Source organism: Sphingomonas sp. BL-S-29, from assembly GCF_055521495.1.
On the sequence record NZ_CM145482.1, the window covers coordinates 2,664,848 to 2,682,603 of the forward strand.

General features: G+C 65.9%; 16 protein-coding genes. 5 read left to right on the forward strand and 11 right to left on the reverse strand.

Annotated elements, in window-relative coordinates; translation table 11 throughout:
* Nucleotides 1–66: 66 nt before the first annotated feature.
* Nucleotides 67–1,557 (forward strand): replicative DNA helicase, encoded by a 1,491-nt coding sequence (locus ACZ1I2_RS12685; protein ID WP_465173770.1) that lies wholly within the window; start codon nucleotides 67–69, stop codon nucleotides 1,555–1,557.
* A 143-nt stretch (nucleotides 1,558–1,700) separates the two neighbouring features.
* Here ACZ1I2_RS12685 and ACZ1I2_RS12690 read toward each other — a convergent pair whose 3' ends face one another.
* The 10 genes from ACZ1I2_RS12690 to ACZ1I2_RS12735 all read right to left on the reverse strand — a co-directional run bounded on the left by ACZ1I2_RS12690 (nucleotide 1,701) and on the right by ACZ1I2_RS12735 (nucleotide 10,392).
* The gene (locus ACZ1I2_RS12690) at nucleotides 1,701–2,456 is read right to left on the reverse strand and encodes a phosphoadenylyl-sulfate reductase (RefSeq protein ID WP_465173769.1); all 756 of its coding nucleotides are present in this window, start codon (nucleotides 2,454–2,456) and stop codon (nucleotides 1,701–1,703) included.
* Nucleotides 2,449–2,874 (reverse strand): DUF934 domain-containing protein, encoded by a 426-nt coding sequence (locus ACZ1I2_RS12695; RefSeq protein ID WP_465173768.1) that lies wholly within the window; start codon nucleotides 2,872–2,874, stop codon nucleotides 2,449–2,451. The genes ACZ1I2_RS12690 and ACZ1I2_RS12695 overlap by 8 nt, the downstream gene beginning before the upstream one ends.
* Nucleotides 2,875–2,996: 122 nt before the next feature.
* Nucleotides 2,997–4,628 carry a nitrite/sulfite reductase gene (locus ACZ1I2_RS12700; RefSeq protein ID WP_465173767.1) on the reverse strand — a complete coding sequence of 544 codons (1,632 nt, stop codon included), beginning with the start codon at nucleotides 4,626–4,628 and terminating at the stop codon, nucleotides 2,997–2,999.
* Between the two features lie 172 nt (nucleotides 4,629–4,800).
* On the reverse strand, nucleotides 4,801–5,097 hold the full coding sequence (locus ACZ1I2_RS12705; RefSeq protein ID WP_465173766.1) for a DUF2849 domain-containing protein: 297 nt from the start codon (nucleotides 5,095–5,097) through the stop codon (nucleotides 4,801–4,803).
* Nucleotides 5,094–5,882 carry a uroporphyrinogen-III C-methyltransferase gene (gene cobA, locus ACZ1I2_RS12710; RefSeq protein WP_465173765.1) on the reverse strand — a complete coding sequence of 263 codons (789 nt, stop codon included), beginning with the start codon at nucleotides 5,880–5,882 and terminating at the stop codon, nucleotides 5,094–5,096. Before cobA ends, ACZ1I2_RS12705 begins: the two co-directional genes overlap by 4 nt.
* Before the next feature lie 68 nt (nucleotides 5,883–5,950).
* Nucleotides 5,951–7,279 carry a glycoside hydrolase 5 family protein gene (locus tag ACZ1I2_RS12715; RefSeq protein ID WP_465176995.1) on the reverse strand — a complete coding sequence of 443 codons (1,329 nt, stop codon included), beginning with the start codon at nucleotides 7,277–7,279 and terminating at the stop codon, nucleotides 5,951–5,953.
* 66 nt (nucleotides 7,280–7,345) lie between these two features.
* A complete protein-coding gene (locus ACZ1I2_RS12720; RefSeq protein WP_465176994.1) occupies nucleotides 7,346–8,005 on the reverse strand; it encodes a DUF998 domain-containing protein in 660 nt (219 codons plus the stop codon).
* Nucleotides 8,002–8,517: a hypothetical protein gene (locus tag ACZ1I2_RS12725; RefSeq protein ID WP_465176993.1), complete on the reverse strand. Its 516-nt coding sequence runs from the start codon at nucleotides 8,515–8,517 to the stop codon at nucleotides 8,002–8,004. The genes ACZ1I2_RS12720 and ACZ1I2_RS12725 overlap by 4 nt, the downstream gene beginning before the upstream one ends.
* The gene (locus ACZ1I2_RS12730) at nucleotides 8,514–9,107 is read right to left on the reverse strand and encodes a hypothetical protein (RefSeq protein WP_465176992.1); all 594 of its coding nucleotides are present in this window, start codon (nucleotides 9,105–9,107) and stop codon (nucleotides 8,514–8,516) included. Before ACZ1I2_RS12730 ends, ACZ1I2_RS12725 begins: the two co-directional genes overlap by 4 nt.
* A 4-nt stretch (nucleotides 9,108–9,111) precedes the next feature.
* Complete coding sequence (locus ACZ1I2_RS12735) at nucleotides 9,112–10,392, reverse strand: hypothetical protein (RefSeq protein ID WP_465176991.1); 1,281 nt, start codon at nucleotides 10,390–10,392, stop codon at nucleotides 9,112–9,114.
* 155 nt (nucleotides 10,393–10,547) lie between these two features.
* On the opposite strand from ACZ1I2_RS12735, the gene ACZ1I2_RS12740 reads away from it, so the two are divergent.
* Entirely contained in the window at nucleotides 10,548–11,711 is a 1,164-nt protein-coding gene (locus tag ACZ1I2_RS12740; RefSeq protein ID WP_465176990.1) for a helix-turn-helix transcriptional regulator, read from the forward strand.
* Between the two features lie 69 nt (nucleotides 11,712–11,780).
* Nucleotides 11,781–13,424: a hypothetical protein gene (locus ACZ1I2_RS12745; protein WP_465176989.1), complete on the forward strand. Its 1,644-nt coding sequence runs from the start codon at nucleotides 11,781–11,783 to the stop codon at nucleotides 13,422–13,424.
* A gap of 29 nt (nucleotides 13,425–13,453) precedes the next feature.
* On the opposite strand, the gene ACZ1I2_RS12750 is transcribed toward ACZ1I2_RS12745, so the two are convergent.
* Nucleotides 13,454–14,638 carry a cytochrome-c peroxidase gene (locus tag ACZ1I2_RS12750; RefSeq protein WP_465176988.1) on the reverse strand — a complete coding sequence of 395 codons (1,185 nt, stop codon included), beginning with the start codon at nucleotides 14,636–14,638 and terminating at the stop codon, nucleotides 13,454–13,456.
* A 715-nt stretch (nucleotides 14,639–15,353) separates the two neighbouring features.
* Here ACZ1I2_RS12750 and ACZ1I2_RS12755 point away from each other — a divergent pair.
* Together ACZ1I2_RS12755 and ACZ1I2_RS12760 are read left to right on the forward strand one after the other, a co-directional pair.
* Complete coding sequence (locus ACZ1I2_RS12755; protein ID WP_465176987.1) at nucleotides 15,354–15,956, forward strand: response regulator; 603 nt, start codon at nucleotides 15,354–15,356, stop codon at nucleotides 15,954–15,956.
* Nucleotides 15,953–17,746 (forward strand): ATP-binding response regulator, encoded by a 1,794-nt coding sequence (locus tag ACZ1I2_RS12760; RefSeq protein WP_465176986.1) that lies wholly within the window; start codon nucleotides 15,953–15,955, stop codon nucleotides 17,744–17,746. Before ACZ1I2_RS12755 ends, ACZ1I2_RS12760 begins: the two co-directional genes overlap by 4 nt.
* The last annotated feature ends 10 nt before the right edge of the window (nucleotides 17,747–17,756 follow it).

Here is a 17,756-nt window from a genome sequence, read left to right on the forward strand (position 1 = left end):
AACTTATCCCCGTTATTGTACTGCGCGGTCACTTGAGCCCGCGCGTGACCTCTGTGAAAGACGGCCATGGCCACAGCGATCCTTCCGACCCCGATTCTACCCGAAGCCCAGACTCTCCCCCAGAATGTCGAGGCCGAGGCGGCGATGCTCGGCGCGATGATGATCGACAACCGGCTGGCCGACGATCTGGTCGACAAGCTCGAGCCCGACCATTTCTACGAGCCGGTGCACGGCCGTATCTTCGCGGCGATCAAGCAGGCGCGCGGCAACGACATGCTCGCGACCCCGGTCACGCTGCGCCCGATGTTCGAGGCGGACGAGGGCATGAAGGAACTGGGCGGCCCCAGCTATCTCGCTCAGCTCACCGGCTCGGGCGCGGGGCTGATCGGCGCGCGCCAGTTCGCGCAGCAGATCTACGATCTCGCCATGCTGCGTACGCTGGTGACGGTCGGTCGCGGCCTGGTCGATCGCGCGCTGGACACCTCGGAAGAGGTCAATCCACGCCTTCAGATCGAGCTCGCCGAAGAGGAGCTGTTCAAGGTCGCCGCCGATGGCGGCACCGAAAGCCAGGTGAAGAGCTTCGCCCAGGCGACCACGCTCGCAGTAAAGATGGCGCAGCGTGCGCTCAACTCGGGCGGCAACCTGTCGGGCGTCACCACCGGGCTCGATTCGGTCAACGCCAAGATGGGCGGCATGCACCATTCGGATCTGATGATCCTCGCCGGTCGTCCCGGCATGGGCAAGACCTCGCTCGCCACCAACATCGCCTTCAACGCGGCGCAGCGCTGGATGCGCGACATGCAGGACGGCATTGCGCCCGAGGAATCGGTCGGTGCCAAGGTCGCCTTTTTCAGCCTCGAAATGTCGGCCGACCAGCTCGCGACGCGTATTTTGTCGGAACAGGCCCGGATCAGCTCGGAGGCGCTGCGCATGGGCAAGATCAGCCGCGCCGAATTCAACCAGCTCGCCGCCGCCGCCGCCGACCTTGAGAATCTGCCGCTCTATATCGACGATACCGCAGGCCTCAGCATCGCCGCGCTGCACACCCGCATGCGCCGGCTGCAGCGGCGCCACAACAACCAGATCGGGCTGGTGGTCGTCGATTACCTCCAGCTGCTGACCGGCTCGGCCAAGGCGTCGGGTGACGGCCGCGTGCAGGAAATCTCCGAGATCAGCCGCGGCCTGAAGACATTGGCCAAGGACATGAACGTGCCGGTGATGGCGCTCTCGCAGCTCAGCCGCGCGGTCGAGCAGCGCGAGGACAAGCGCCCCCAGCTATCGGATCTGCGCGAATCGGGCTCGATCGAGCAAGACGCCGACATCGTGATGTTCGTGTACCGCGAGGATTATTACGTCGCCGCCAAGGAGCCCAAGCGCCCGGTCGAGGGCGACAGCGCGAAGATCTTCGAAGATCACGCGCAATGGGCGACCGACATGGAACGCGTGTTCGGCCTGGCCGAACTGATCATCGCCAAACAGCGCCACGGCGCCACCGGCAAGGTAATCCTCAAGTTCGAGCCGAGCGTGACGCGGTTCTCGGATTTCGTGGGCTATTAAATTCTCCCTCTCCCCTTGTGGGAGAGGGAAGGGGCCCAAGCGAAGCTTGGGAAGGGTGAGGGGGACACTCGATTGTCTCGAACCTCACTCCCCCTCATCCGGCGCTGCGCGCCACCTTCTCCCACAAGGGGAGAAGGGAAGATTCAGAAAACCGGCTCTTCGCCCGGCTTGTCGACATGAATCCCGCACTCGACCTTGTCCCACCCGCGCCAGCGCCCCGCGCGGGGGTCTTCGCCCGGCTGCACCTTGCTGGTGCAGGGCTGGCACCCGATCGACAGATAGCCTTCCGCCTCGAGCGGATGGCGCGGCAGGTCATGTTCCGCGAAATAGGCTTCCAGATCGGCCTTCACCCAATCGCCGAGCGGATTGATCTTCAGCCGCCCGTCCTCGACCTCGAAGCGCGGGATGTTCTGGCGGGTGACTGACTGGAATGCCTTGCGGCCCGAAATCCAGCTGTCGAGGCCGGCCTTGGCCCGCTTCAGCGGCTCGACCTTGCGGATGTCGCAGCAGCCATCGGGGTCGTAGGACCAGCGCAGCCCCTTGTCGTCCTTCGCCGCGAGCACCGCCGCGTCGGGCTCCACCACCCAGCTGTTGGTCAGCCCGAAGGCTCGCACCAGCGTTTCGCGGTATGCCAGCGTCTCGGGAAACATCTTCAGCGTATCGACGAAGATCGCCGGCACGCTGGGGTCAGCACGGGCGACGAGGTGCAGCAACACCGCGCTTTCCGTACCGAACGAAGAAACGACCGCCGTCGTGCCGAGCGTGCCGTCGGCGAACAGCGCCTTCAGCATGGTCAGCGTATCGACCCCCGCGAAGCGCGCGTTGAGCGCGTCCGCATCCGCCTGCGTAAAAGCGGGCCGGGCATCGATGACGTCGATCTTCCGCGCGGCTTCAGCCATGCCGCAATTTCCATACCGGCACGGCGCCGTCCGCCGCTGCCTGATAGACATGCTCGTACCGCGCCAGCGACGCCTGCAGCGTAGCCGCGTCGATCTCCGCCTCGGGTGCGAAGCTGTCGAAGCCGCAGCGCTTCATCAGCGGGATCTGGTCGACCAGCACATCGCCCGCCGCGCGCAGCTCGCCGGTATAGCCCGCCTCGCGCAGCACCCGCGCCGAGGAATAGCCGCGCCCGTCGCGGAACTTGGGGAAGCTCACTTCGATCAGCGCGATTTGCCCCAGATGCGGGATCAGCGCGCGCGCATCGTCGCCCGCTTCGATGCGGACCGCGGTGGCGTTGGTCTGCCCCATGAAGGAATCGAGCGTGACTGCGGGCTCGTCATGCGCGGCGTCGTCGCGAAAGCGGAGTAGGTCACCCATGATAAGACTCCGTCCCCATCCGTTCGTGTCGAGCGAAGTCGAGACACATTGAGCGCACGCCCGCTGCCTGTTTCTCGACGTCGCTCGAAACGAACGGAGAAGGGAGAGCGAAAGGAAGCCGATCACCCATAGATCGCCTCCTTGAACGGGTCGATGCCGACTCGGCGATAGGTGTCGAGGAAGCGTTCGCCCTCTTCGCGCAACAGCACATAACGATCGGTCACGCGCTCGACCGCATCGACGATGCCGTCCTCGTCGAAGCCGGGGCCGGTGATCTTGCCAAGGCTGGCATCTTCCGCCCCCGATCCGCCGAGCAGCAGCTGGTAATTCTCGGTGCCTTTCTTGTCGACGCCGAGGATGCCGATATGACCGGCATGGTGATGGCCGCAGGCATTGATGCAGCCGCTGATCTTGAGTTTCAGCTCGCCCAGGTCGCGCTGGCGCGCCGGATCGGCGAAGCGGCTGGCGATCTTCTGCGCGACCGGGATCGAGCGGGCATTGGCCAGGCTGCAATAATCCAGCCCCGGGCAAGCGATGATGTCGCTGATCAGGTCGAGATTGGCCTCGGCCAGCCCGCCCTCGCTGAGCGACTGCCACACCGCGTACAGATCGGCCTTGCGCACATGCGGCAGCACGATGTTCTGCGCATGCGTCACGCGCAGCTCGTCGAACGAATAGCGCTCGGCCAGCGCCGCCATCAGGTCGATCTGCTCCGCCGTCGCGTCACCCGGGATGCCCCCAGCCGGCTTCAGGCTGATATTGACGATGGCATAGCCCGGCTGCTTGTGCGGCTTGACGTTCTGGTCGAGCCATACCGCGAAATCAGGGTCGCTGCGGCTGACCAGCTCGCTTGCGCCCTGCTCGAAGGCGGGCGGCGCGAAGAAGGCAGTGATGCGGTCGAACTCGGCCTTGGGCGGGTCGATGCCCAGCGCCTTCACCGCGAGGAATTCCTCTTCGACCTGACGGCGATATTCGTCGGCGCCCAGCTCATGGATCAGGATCTTGATCCGTGCCTTGTACATATTGTCGCGCCGGCCATAGCGATTGTACACGCGCAGGCACGCCTCGACATAGCTGAGCAGATCGTCGGCACCGACGAAATCCTTGATCTCGGGCGCGACCATCGGCGTGCGCCCCATGCCGCCGCCGACGAAAATCTTGCCGCCCAGTTCACCGTCCCGCTCGAGCAGCTGGATGCCGATATCGTGCAGCCGCATCGCCGCGCGGTCCTCATCGGCCGCGATCACCGCGATCTTGAATTTCCGGGGCAGATAGCTGAATTCCGGATGGAACGTGCTCCACTGGCGCAGCAGCTCGGCCCAGGGGCGCGGATCGGCCACTTCGTCCGCCGCGGCGCCGGCATATTGATCCGACGAGATGTTGCGGATGCAATTGCCGCTGGTCTGGATGGCATGCATCTCGACCGTAGCGAGATCGGCCAGGATATCCGGCGCATCGGCCAGCTTGATCCAGTTATACTGGATGTTCTGCCGCGTGGTGAAATGCCCGTACCCGCGATCGTACTTGCGCGCGATGTGCCCGAGCATGCGCATCTGCCGTCCGTCCAGCGTGCCATACGGAATGGCGACACGCAGCATGTACGCATGAAGCTGCAGGTACAGGCCGTTCATCAGCCGCAACGGCTTGAACTGGTCCTCGGTGATCTGGCCGGCAAGGCGGCGCTTCACCTGGTCGCGGAATTCCTCGACGCGGGCATCGACGATCGCCTGGTCATATTGGTCGTATTTGTACATGGCTTTTCCTAATTCCTCCCTCGCGCAGCGGGGGAGGGGGACCGCGAGCCGAAGGCGAGGGGTGGAGGGGGCGCGAGCGAAGCGAGCGTCCCGCAATCTCCCCTCCACCACGCGCTGAAGAAGCGCGCGGTCCCCCTCCCCATCTGCGATGGGGAGGAATTGACAGTAAGGCTCATATCACCCAGCTCCCCGCGGCCGGATCGGCGGGCTTCAATGTCAGGTCGAGCCGCACCGTTGGCCCCAGCGCACGGACGCGGTCCTTGATATGCGCCGGGCGGGGCCCCTCGGGCGTCGCGGTCGCATCGATCACATAGGGTGCGTTGACGCGGCGGGCGCCTTCCTCGGCGCCGGCGATCGCCTCGCCCTGGTCGCCGACATCGACCGACTCCTCGACATGGCGCGACCAGCCCTGGCCGGTCCACCAGATCACATCGCCGGTCGGCAGGTCGTTCCCGGTCAGCAATTTCACGCGACACTCTCCGCAATTCGGGCCCAGCGGCCGAGCTTGTCCTCGGCATCCGACAATTCCACGACTTCGCCCACGACGATGATCGCCGGGCTCGCCACCTTCTCGCGATCGACCATCGAACCGAGATCGGCGAGCAAGGTCTTGATCGCGCGGCTGCCCGACAGCGTGCCGCGCTCCAGCACCGCCACCGGCATGTCCGGTGCCACGCCGTCGCGCATCAGCTTGTCGGCAATGTCGTTCGCGGTCGCGACGCCCATATAGATGACGAGCGTGCGGCCCTTGCCGGCCAGCCCCGACCAATCCTGCTCGGTCAGGCCCTTGCACTGGCCCGCCACGAAGCTGACAGCGCTGCTATGGTCGCGGTGCGTGAGAGGCAGCATCGCCTCGGCCGCGCAGCCCAGCGCCGCCGACACGCCGGGAATCACTTCGACCGGCAGCCCGGCCGCACGAACCGCTTCGACCTCTTCACCGCCGCGCCCGAAGATGAACGGGTCGCCACCCTTCAGCCGCACGACGATCGCGCCGGTCTTCACATGCGCGACGATCAGCGCGTTGATCGCCTCCTGCGGCAGCGTATGCCGCGCACGCTGCTTGGCGACCGAAATGCGCTGCGCCGAGGCGGGCGCGATATCGAGCACGCGCGAATCGATCAGCCCGTCATGAACCAGAATGTCCGCGGTCTTCAGCGCCTCGACCGCACGCACGGTCAGCAGCCCGGGGTCGCCCGGGCCGGCACCAACAAGGATCACGCGCCCACGCGCGGAAGGATCGAGAAGGCTTGCCATGGGGAGTGCAGATGGTCCCCGGGCGGGCAGGCCGCAACGGATGCTTGCTTGGGGCGCCCTTAGCGAATCTATGCCACTGGTGTGGCGATCGCCGCAGCGTGCGCGCGGATGATCGCGCGGGTCGAGGCGTCGCTGTCGAATACCCCGTACCAGCCCTGCGGCTCATGCGGCGGATCGCCCAGCCAGGCCTTGTCGCCGGGCACGAAGCGATGATCCGCATGCGCCGCCCGGCCTTCGCCCGACCAGGCCCAGAAGTTGCTTCCGGCGACCGGCCCGCCGCGCGCGACATCGGCCTCCACCGCGCCATAGATCTGCCGGTAATAGCGGTCCTTGAAGGCCGTCGCCGCGGACGGATCGTAACTGCCCCCGTCGCGCGGATAGCCGAATTCCTCGATCACCAGCGGCTTGCCCAGCTCGGTCGCGATACGGACATGCCGCGCGATATAGTCCGCCACCTTGACCGCGCCCGCGTCCTCCGTGCCCGCCAGGTTCTTCGCATCGACCCAGCCCCAGTTGAGCGGCCAGATATGGCAGGTGAGATAATCGATCTCAGGGATCCGATGTTCCGCCTTCACGATCGCCTCGCGCTCCAGCGCCCCCTTCAGCCCCTCGCTCCCGGTCGAGACGAGCTGGCGCGGCGCGAGGCCGCGGATCAGTCGCGCGGTGCCCTGCACCCAGGCCTGGAAGGCAGGCAGGGCGGCCAGCCCCACCGCGTCGCTGCCCGCCGGGCGTGGCTCGTTGGCGAGCTGCCACGCCATGATCGTCGGGTCGTCCGCATACGCCATGCCGGTGACCTTGTTGGTGCGCCCGACGATCGCGCGGATATGGCGGTGGTACAGCGCGACCGCATCCGCCCTGTCATAGAAGCGCGAGACATGATCCGGGAATTCCGGCCAGGGATGCGCCGGATCGTTCATGTTGATGAAGCGGCCCTGGTCGACATAGCTGAGATAGGTCATCATCCCGCCCGACCATTCCCAGAAATTGGTCAGGTACAGCACCGCGCGCATCTGCCTTTTGCCCATCTCCGCCAGCAGGAAATCGAGCCCGCCCAGCAGTGCCGGGTCATAGTGACCGCGCCCATCATGCATCGCCGGCTCGACCGCGTTGAGCAGCGGCGATTTCTCGGAAGAGGCCAGCACGCGCAGATTGGTCACGCCCATCGCGGCCAACGCATCCAGCTCGCGCTTCAGCCGCGCTCGGTCTCCATAAGGCGCATCGGCCCCGAGCCACGCGCCGTACCACATGTTCGCGCCGGCATAGCGATAGGGCTCGCCGCCGATGGTAAAGCGGATCCCGTCGCGTTTTACGAAGCGATCAGGGGCTTTCGCCGCTACTGCCGGACCCGCGAGCGCCAGCGTGATACCGGCACCGACCACCTCCCTCCGCGTGAACATGATCTCTCCCTTGTCTATCGTTGGACAAAGGATAGCGCGGCGGTCAGAAATTGGAAGGGAGGGTGATCAGGGGTCGGATGGCCTCATGGTCGCGGATTGCCGAAGCCATAAGCAGGTCGACAGGAGCCAGAACATCAGAACGGCCACGAAGACGCGGTTGGCGATGCCATAGGGCGCACCCCGGTGAAGGGTAAGGAACTGGGCGACGAATGCGGCGGCCAGGAACGCCGCAAGGCCGAGCGCGGGCCCCTTTCGGCGCTGCCAGGTATCGTTGCCACCGTAACTCAGCCCCAGGAAAATGGCCGAAAACAGGACGCTGACGACGTTCACGAGAAAGCTGAGCGTGTGGATATCCCCGGTCCGCGTCGAAGGGGCCGTTTCGAGGTCCGTTGGGAAAATTGCCGTGGCGACCAGACCCGCCGCAGCCACGATCAACGCAGCCGCGCCGAGCCGGTTGAGCCACGACGTCGGCTCGTCGCGGAACATGCCGATCGCCAGCGCCAGGCAGCCGGCGGCTACCGCGAGAAAGGCAGTCGTCATGATCCAGCCGAAACGTTCCACCGCATAGTCGCTGATCATGTGGTCGACGACCGTGTAGTCGGGTCGGATCATATGCAGCAGCAGAAGGGTGATGATGAAATAGCAGAAGCAGCTCGCCGCGACCGTGGCGAGCAGGGTAGAGGGTAGGCCGTGAGGACTTTTGCGTCGATCGTTTCCAGACGTCACCAGAATCGCCCCCCATAAAGGTTCAGCCCCGATGCCCCCGCGGCCGGCCCGCCATCGCGGATCGTCGCTGCCTCCCGCGTGAGCGCGATCGAACGGGGCAGCGCGTCCAGCACGCGCTTCGCGGTCGCGCGGTCACCGACATTGACGCTGAGCAGGCGGGGCGGGGCGGCGTTGAGGAACAACAGGTATACGCTGCCGAACCAATCGCGAACCTCGATATGGTCGATGGTCGCAAAGGGCAGCCGGCCTTCCCGGAACAGCTTGAAATGGATGGCATCGGGCGCGATCGCGAAGCGGGGATTGATGCTGTTGTGCGACTTGCTGCCAAGCAGGCCGCCCTGGTACCGGTACAGCGCGCGAACGGCTATGGTGATCGTCCCGTCCGGCGCGGTAACGGGCGGCGCGGGCTGCGATGTCTTCCCCCTGCGCAGGATCACGACGATGCCGATGGCCGCTAACGGTAGCGCCGTCGTGACGCTGTGGAACAGGAACTGGCTCGCCGCCGCGCTCATGGCCGGACCGGATCGGGTTCCACCAGCTTCATCCGGGCGAGCATGGCACGGGCCTCGGGCGAGTCGGCGACCGGCTCGAGCCGGGGCGAGGTGCGCACCAGCCCCATCGACGTCCGGATCGCGAAGATCATCACAGCGCCCGCCACGACATCGATGTTGAGCGGCGCGACCGCCGAGGGGCCGGGCGCGCCGGGAATATCGGCGAAGAGGCGGTGCGTGCCCGCCGGCAATGCCATCATGGTGAAACGCTTCGGCATCAGCTGGGCGATCACCTCATCATCGACCGATACGTCGAAGCCGATCGACCCCGCGGCATTGCTCCTGTCGCGCATCATGACGACCCAGCCGGCCCCGGGCGTTGGCGGAAAGGCGAGCAATGCCGCTTTTCGGGCATCGTTCGCCACTGGCATCCGGCGATTGCGCGCCAGCGCGTTCAGGCCGGTGAACAACCCCGAGCCGAGGACCATCGGCAGCACGAACTTGGTCGCGCCGAGGTCCAGGCCCGGAGTACTGGCCTCGGCGAGGATCAGTAGCGTGAAGAGACCGCCGCCGACGGCGAGCGCAATCGCGAGATTTCCGAGCGTCTTCATCGCTCTAGAGACCAAAGCTGATGCCGACGCGCCCGGCGGTCGATCCGCGCACGGTCGACCCGCCGACGCCGGCATTGATATAGACCTTGGGGCTGACGCGGCCGACGACCGATCCCGAAAAGCCCTGTTGTCCGCGATAGGTCGCCAGGTTGAACGACATCGAAATATTGCTGTCCGGCACGATCATCGTACCGCCCAGCGCCACGGCCGCCGCGATGCCGCCATTGGCTTCCTGGATGTTCCGGCGCAGCCCGTTGACCGACGTCTGCAGCCCGCCGACCTGATCCTGCAAGGTCCCGATCTGGTTCGACTGGATGGTGTTCACTGCCTCGATCGCCGTCATCCGCGCATCCTGGCTGACATTCCTGGCCTCGACCGAGGTCAGGCGCGTGTTCTGGGTGACGTTCTCGGTTTCGACTCCGGTCAGCCGCGTATCCTGCACCGTGTTGACGCTCTCGACACTGGTCAGTCGGGTGTTCTGCACGGTGTTGACGTTCTCGACATTGGTCAGCCGCGAGTCCTGCTGGACGTTCGTCGCCTCGACGGCGGTGATGCGCGTGGCCTGATCGTTCACCTGGTTGGTCAGGTTGGTGACGTTGCCGGCCACGCTCCCGATGGCATTGTCGACATAATCCTTGTTCGCCGCGTCGGTCCCCGCGATTGGCGCGCCGACATTCTGGATGCGGTTTCCGCCGGCGTCGATCGTGGTGCCGGGGGTGATGGCCAGCTTGCCGCTGATCGTCATCGACGAATTGAACGTCGATTTCGCCACTCGGAGCTCGGTTATCTCGGCGAGGCCGGTCGCAAAGCTGTTCGAAGACAGCGATCCCCCGAAACTGCCGTTGCCGGTGGCGGCGAGCGACCCTGTGTTGATGCTCTTGGTGGCCAGGTTGCCGGCGTTGCTGATGGAGTTCGTATTGAGCTGGTCCACGGTCGTGAAACCGGCGAAATGCGCCTGGCCGTTGAATTGCACGCCCTCGTTGAAAATGGCGCCCCCGTTGAAGGTCGCCAGGCCGTCGGCACCATTGAGAATGATTTCCCGCCCGGCGGGGCCGACCGTGATCCTGGTGTCGTTGGAGTAGATCGGGAAGCTGTCGCAGCCATCCTCGTCACCAAAGCCGATCATGCCGTTCGAGGAGCAGATCGCCTGCTGGCCTCCTCCCGCGGCTGGCTCGATCCGGACCTGGGCCGCAGCGGGCAGCGGGACGAGCGCGGCGGCGAGTGCGAGGCCGCCCAGGCCGGCCGGCCAGGCGCCATGGTGACGCAGCCAGAATTCATTGATCATCGACGAAGCCTTTCCCAGAATTGCGCGGGTTACTGACTCCCGAACTCTCCCTGGCGGACGTCTCGCCGCCGGATTCATTCGGTCGTTGCCTGGCTTATGGTCGGGCGGTACCGTGCTCCGCGCTCTTCGTTTGGGTAGGAGGTTGCAAAATCGCCATGCAGTTTGTGGTCGCCAATGCCCTGCCCGATGACCGGTCTCATCAGGATCGGCTGCCGCTTGCATGGGAGACGCTCGATCGGCTGATCGGCCAGATCTACGAATGCGCGCTCGACCCGTCCCAGTGGAACGCGACGCTCGAGCAGATCAGGCTGGCGCTGTGCCCGCCCGAATGGCGATCCGCCTTTCTGATGCTGGAACGACGCAATCCTCCCAGCGCCAGGTTCATCGCATGGACCAATATCGGGCCGGGCGTCGAGGCCATGTACAGTGCGGTCTTCGCCTATAACAATCCCTGGTCGCAGCGCGCCTGGCCGGCGCGCAACGGGCAGTTGATCGACACCGACGAGATCCTGCCGCGTGAGGAATTCCGCAAGACCGGCATGTACCGGAATTTCCTGGCGTCGATGAATGTGGACCGGACATTGTGTCTCATGCTCGATCGTCGCGAGGGCGAGCGTCTCGGCTTGTTGCTGATCGGCCCGGGCGATGCCGATCTCGTGCTGCTGCGGCGCAGCCTTCGGGTTCTCGGCCCGCATATTCAGCGCGCGGTGCGGATCAGCCACCGCATCGCCAGCCTCGAAGTGGCGGCGGGGGCGGCGCGGGCGGCCGCTAACCGGTCGCGCTACGCCCTGATCAGCCTCGACAGGGATTTCGCCATCCTGTCGGTCAATGATCGCGTCGCGCACTATGAGGCAACCGGCCTCATCACGACCGCGGGCGGCAGGCTGGCCTTTGTCGATCCGGCCAGCCAGCAAAAGCTGGCCGCCATGGGCTCGAGCCCGTCCCGGGACGACCTTGCCTTCCACGCGACGGACCGGGCGGGGCGGGAGCATCCGGTGCTCGGCGTGCTGATCGTGCCCAAGACCATTCCCTATATCGGCGGCGCCATTCCCGATGCCGCGATGATCGTCACCATCGGCAGCGGGGTGGGCGAGGGGCCGGTCATGAGCATCGACCGGCTGGCGCAATGGTTCGGGCTGACACCGACCGAGGCGCGCGTCGTCGACGCGCTGGTCGACGGGCAAACCCCGCAGGATTATGCCAGCCGCAATGGCATCAGCATCAACGCGGTGCGGTTCCACCTGAAGCACATCTTCCTCAAGACCGAAACGGCCAGCCAGGCGCAACTCGTCGCCCGGATCGCGAACATGCCCCGGTGATTCGCCGGTAGGTTGTCACCCGCACGGGAAGCGGTGCATTTCGTGCGACGGAGGCGTAAGCTGGCGCGCATGAGCCACGATCCAGTCCTGCCCGGTCAGCTTTCCGACCCACTCGTTTCCCGTCGCAGCACGCTGGCGATGTTGTCGTCGACCGTGCTGCTCGCCGCCTGCGGCAGCAGCGGCGGGTCCCCCACGCCCACGCCGGCCCCCGCACCGACGCCGACTCCGACACCCACGCCGACCCCGACGCCCGGGCCGGTGACGGGTCCCGCCTGGTTCGGCTATGGCCATGACGCGCAGCACAGCGCGGTCAGCGCGATCGCGTCGCAGGATCTCGGGCGTGTCGCATGGTCGTCAGCCGTCGACCTGGCGCCGCAATATACGGCGGGCGGTGCGCTGCTCACGCATTATGGCTCGCCGGTGGTGACGACTCACAACACGGTCGTGATTCCAGTGAAGACGGCTGCCACCGGCGGTTACCGCGTCGAAGGGCGCAACGGGGCGAACGGCGCGCTGATCTGGTCGGCGACCACTGACTATGTCACGCCGCCGCATAATTGGGTGCCGCCCTACAACGCGCTGCTCACGCAGCAGGGGCGGCTATATGCGCCGGGCGCGGGCGGCAAGCTGATGATGCGCGCGGATGCGGATGCCGCCACCGGCACGCTCGCGGCGCAGCTTTTCTATGGCGCGACTACCTATAACGCCAATCCCGCGGCATTCGACGGCACCGTGTTCGTCAACACGCCGCTCACGGCCGATGCGCTGGGCAACATCTTTTTCGGTTTCCAGGTGACCGGCACCAACCCGGCGGGACTGGTCAGCGGCATTGCGCGAGTCGCGCCCGACGGCACCGGCATCTGGGTTGGCGCGGCTGCGGCGGCCTCGGATTCGTCGATCCAGAAGCCCGTAACGAATTGCGCGCCGGCGCTCTCGGTCGACGGCGGCACGGTCTATATCGCGGTGAACCGAGGCTCGACGAGCGCGACGCAGACGGGTTTCCTGCTCGCGCTCGACAGCACCACGCTCGCCACGCGCGCCAGGGTCGCCCTGACGGATCCGAACCTGCTCGCGCCCGCGCGCCTCAGCGACGACGGCACGGCAACGCCGGTGGTCGGGCCCGATGGCCGGGTGTTCTACGGCGTGCTGGAATCGGTGTTCCCGTCGCATAATGCGCGCGGCTGGCTGCTGCAGTTCGACGCCCTGCTCAATCCGGTGGGCGTGCCGGGCAGCTTCGGCTGGGACGTGTCGCCCAGCGTGATCCCGGCGTCGATGGTGCCGTCCTACACCGGTACGTCGACCTATCTGCTCGCGCAGAAATACAATAATTATGCCGGGGTGGGCACGGGCGACGGGCTGAACCGGATCGCCGTGCTGGATCCGAAGACGGGCCAGGCCGATGCGATCGTGCCGGGCGTGCAGGTGATGCGTGAAGTGCTGACGATCCTCGGGCCCACGCTGGACGGCACCACGGCCACGTCGCGGCGCGAATGGTGCATCAACACCATGGCGGCCGATCCGGCGCGCAAGTCGATCCTCGCCAACAATGAGGACGGGGTGCTGTATCGCTGGGACCTCGCCACGAACACGCTGTCGCAGAGCGTGCGGCTCAACCCCGGACTCGGCCAAGCCTATACGCCGACACTCGTTGGCGCCGACGGTGCGGTCTACGCGATCAGCAACGCGACCTTGTATTCGATCCGCGCGATTTAGCCTTGCGCCCGGTCAGGCGGTGGGCGTGCTCACCGCCGGAACGGGTCGCCGAAGCGCGCATCCGTCGTGAGGACGGGGTCGCTCAATGTCATCAGGAACGCCACCAGCGCTGCCCGATCCGCCGCGCCGAGGTTCAGGCGCTGCGGCCTGCCGCCGCGTCGCAGGCGATGGTCGAGCGCCGGGCCTTGCTGGACACCGTGATCGTAAAAGTCGATCACGTCCGCCAGCGTCGTGAACCGTCCGTCATGCATATAGGGCCCGGTCAGGCCGACGCTGCGCAGCGATGGCGCCTTGAACAGCCGGGTCTCGCCGGCGTCCAGCCCGTTGCTCCGCGCGTCGGCCGCCAGCGCGAAGGTCGGGGGAAGGTGGCAGGCCGAACAGCCGGCGCCGCCCCGCGCGACCCCCGTCATGAACAGCTGCCGGCCACGATTTTCCTGCGGCGTGAAGTTCGGCAGGTCGACATCCAGCGCTCGGTTCGGCCGGGTGGGCGAAAAGACCTGCGCATAGCCACTATCCCACCGGCTGGAGCGCGAAACCATCGCGCGCACGAATTGCGCGAGCGCCTGCTGGATGCGCGGCTCGGTGACCGTGGGGCTGCCGAACGCCCAGGTGAACAGCGCCGGATAATAGGTCGTCGCACCCATCTTGCGGATCAGCGCATCGAAACCGCCCGCGGCACCACCCCAGCCCAGTTCGACCAGGCTGTGGAACGGGTGGCTCGCCTGCGCTTCCACGCTCGCCGCGCGCCTGTCCCAGAACATCGAGCCCGGTCGCCAGTAGCGCAGATTGCCCAGCCGCATCGCGTGGAAGTCAGTGGTGGCGGCGCTGCTGATCCCGTTGCTGAACCGCATCGAATCGGTAAAACCGAACGCCTGCCGGTGGCAGGAGGCGCACGAGGCTCTGTCGTTGGTGCTCAGCTTCAGGTCGTAGAACAGCACCCGGCCCAGCGTGGCCACCCGATCATTGACGGGGTTGGACGCCGGGCTGTGGTCGAGCGCCGTCACCGACCGGTCGAAATAGGCGGGAAGCGTCGGCGCGGCATAATTCGCGACATGAGCGAAATCGACCGTGGTGGTCCGTGCGACACCCGCAGGGGTGACGGGCTGCCGATCGCTCCGCCCGTCGCCGCACCCGGCCAGCGCCAGAATGAAGGCGCTCGCGGCCAGACGTCCGATCCACCCGCGCGTCTTGGCCTCGTGCTCGCGGTTGATCATGACGGATCCTCTCGTACGGCGCATTCCCTGACAATGGCCGGCTCTCCCCCAGCTCGAGGCCCAACTCGTGACGGAAATCGACCGCCGCGCCGCGATCTTCGACGACGACGCCGATATTGTCCATGCGTTTGACCGCCACCGGGCTCGCCTCAATGGCCCTGGCTTGCCCCGTCAAAGCCATGGAGGGTTGCATCGGGGAACAATCGTTACGGCCTGCGCATGCCCCGCCGGAGTTCTCGATGTTTGAGCCGAAGAGGAAATTGCTGTTCACGAGCGATCGTGGAGAAATTCCCTAATTGAAAGGCGGCGATCGAACGATGGCCGTGTCCCTGCCTTCTTTACTCTTTCGCCATTTTTTGCGCGATCGGCGGTGAATGAGCGAACCGCAAACGGTACAAGTGCCGATATAGTACAGGCCATCCCATTTCACCCTGTTCCGATCAGGAGTATGCCGGTTTAGCCCGCACAGAATAAGGCGTATCACTGAGAGGGGCACAAATACTTCCTTGCCGAAAGCGATGCTACGTGCGCCTCGACTCTCCGCCATCACGTGACCTGCGGACGTGCGCCTGCCGCCTCCTGACGGAAACCAGAAAACCGGTACCGAGCGAGACGTCGAAGCGTTTTTACATCGGCTTGAAAACGCTCGCTATAGTCCATCTGGACTGCCTTGTGTTGGGGACTATCGCCGCCGATCGCGTTACAGTCGCTTTCCATGGACGAGCCCATTGTTCTCATCATCGACGATCATGCGCTGTTCCGCTCGGGCGTCGCCGCCTTGCTTTCCATCGGCCTGCACAATGCAAGGATCTGCGAGGCGGGCTCTCTCGAAGAGGCGCTGGCCTATAGCGGGATCAACCCGTCGATCCTGATCCTCGACGTCCAGTTGCACGGCATCAGCGGCCTGCAGGGCATGCCTTCCCTGCGCCGCAAATGGCCCCATGCCAGGGTCCTGGTGGTGTCGGCGTTCGACACCCCCGATGTCATCGCGGATGCCCTGGCGCTGGGCGCCGAAAGCTTTCTCGCCAAGACCGAACGTCCCGACCGGATGATTGCGGCACTGCGCCGCATGCTGGACGGCCCGGCCGGCAAGCCCGTCGCGCGACCGGCGGACATGACACGAACCTCCCTCACGCCACGCCAGACGGAGGTGCTCGATCTCGTGTGCCAGGGATTGTCCAACAAGATGATCGCGCGGCGCCTCGGCCTTTCCGAACATACCGTCCGCGGCCATGTTCAGGCCCTGCTGGCGTCGCTCGGCGCGGCGACCAGGACGGAAGCTGCCTTTGCGGCCCGCCGCCTGGGGCTCATTCGGTGACGGCGCTGGCCCGCGGCGCCGTGCGCACCGAACAGGTGCGGATGGTGCTTGAAGGGGTCGGCGCGTCCCTGGCCGTCGGCATCCTGCTTCCCAGTCTGCTGGTCCTCGTGCTCAAACAGTCGGCGCCCCACCCATTGCTGGCAAGCTGGTATGTGGCGTTTCTCGCCGGACGCTGGTTGATGGTGCTGGCCGCGCGGCATCTGCTGCGGTCCGGCGACTATCGCCGCCTCGGCCGGCGCGTCGAATTTGGTCTGGCGCTGCTGAAAATCTACGAAGGCTGTCTGTGGGGCGCGCTGCTCTGGATCGCGCTTCCCGCGTCGGACCCGGCGATCAGCATCGTGCTCCTGTCGCTGCTGTGCGCCATTTGCGGCAATGCGGTGGCATTGCTCGCGCCGCTACGGGATCTCTACCTGGCGCTTGCCCTTCCGATGCTGGCCTTCGGGTTCACCCGATTCTGGTCGATGGGGACCACGCCGTACCGCGCGCTCGCGCTGTGCTGCATCCTGTATGTCGCCGGCCTTTACGGCCAGTCGCGTCTTGCCAATCGTCGCATTCGCGACGTCATCATGCTGCAGTTCGAAAACGACCGCCTGGTCGATCAGCTGCGCCGCGAAATGGGCCTGGCGCAGGAGGCGCGCTTCGAAGCGGAGCGCGCCAATACCGCCAAATCCCGTTTCCTCGCCGCCGCTAGCCACGATCTTCGCCAACCCGTGCACGCGTTGGGGCTGTTTCTCGAGGCGCTGGCGCACAGCCGCCTGACTCCGGCGCAACGCCAGACCGTGGAGAGCGCGCAGACGGCAAGCCTGGCCTCGTCCGAGATGCTGAACACGCTGCTCGACTTCTCGCGCATCGAGGCTGGCGTGATCGTGCCCAACATCCGTGATTTTCCGCTTCAGCCGCTGTTCGACAAGCTGGAGAATGAGCTGGCGCCGATGGCCGACGCGAAGCAGCTGATCTACCGGTCGCCGCAGACGCTGGCCTGGGTGACCTCCGACAGCGTGCTTCTCGAACAGATCCTGCGCAATCTCATATCCAACGCCATCCGCTACACGATGCGCGGCGGGCTGTTCATCGGGTGCCGCCGCCGGTCCGGCGCGGTGTCCATCGAAATCTACGATACCGGCATCGGCATCGCCGAACATGCGCAGGCCGACATTTTTTGCGAATTCCTCCAGCTCGGCAATCCGGAGCGCGACCGTCAGAAGGGCCTGGGGCTGGGCCTCGCCATCGCACACCGGCTGGCCGCCTCGCTCGATCATCCGCTGTCCCTGTCGTCCGTGGTCGATCGTGGCAGCGTTTTCCGTGTCAGGGTGCCGCTGACGTCCCCAAGCGACGAAGCCCTTGGGTCCGGGCAGCTTCCCGACCCGGTTCCGCTGGGGCAGCTTGCCGGGCGGACGTTCCTGGTGGTCGACGATGACGCGATCGTGCGGGCCGGCATGCGCCACCTCCTGCGCAGCTGGGGCTGCGAATGCCACGCGGCGGAATCGCAGGGTGCGGCCATCGATCTGTTGTCGCACTATCCACGGCCGGACGCGATCATCTGCGATTATCGCCTGCAGGACGGGCAAACCGGCGCCGATGTGGCGGCGACGCTCCGCCACTATCTCGGCGGCGACATTCCCGCCTTGCTGATCACCGGCGATACCGCCCCCGAGCGGCTGCGCGAGGCAATGCTCAGCGGGCTGCTCCTGATGCACAAGCCGGTCTCGCCGGCGCAACTATATCAGCATCTCTGCCGGCTGGTGGCCGAATCTCCCGCGACCGCTGTGCAAACGCCAGCGGTGACATGATGGAGATGGC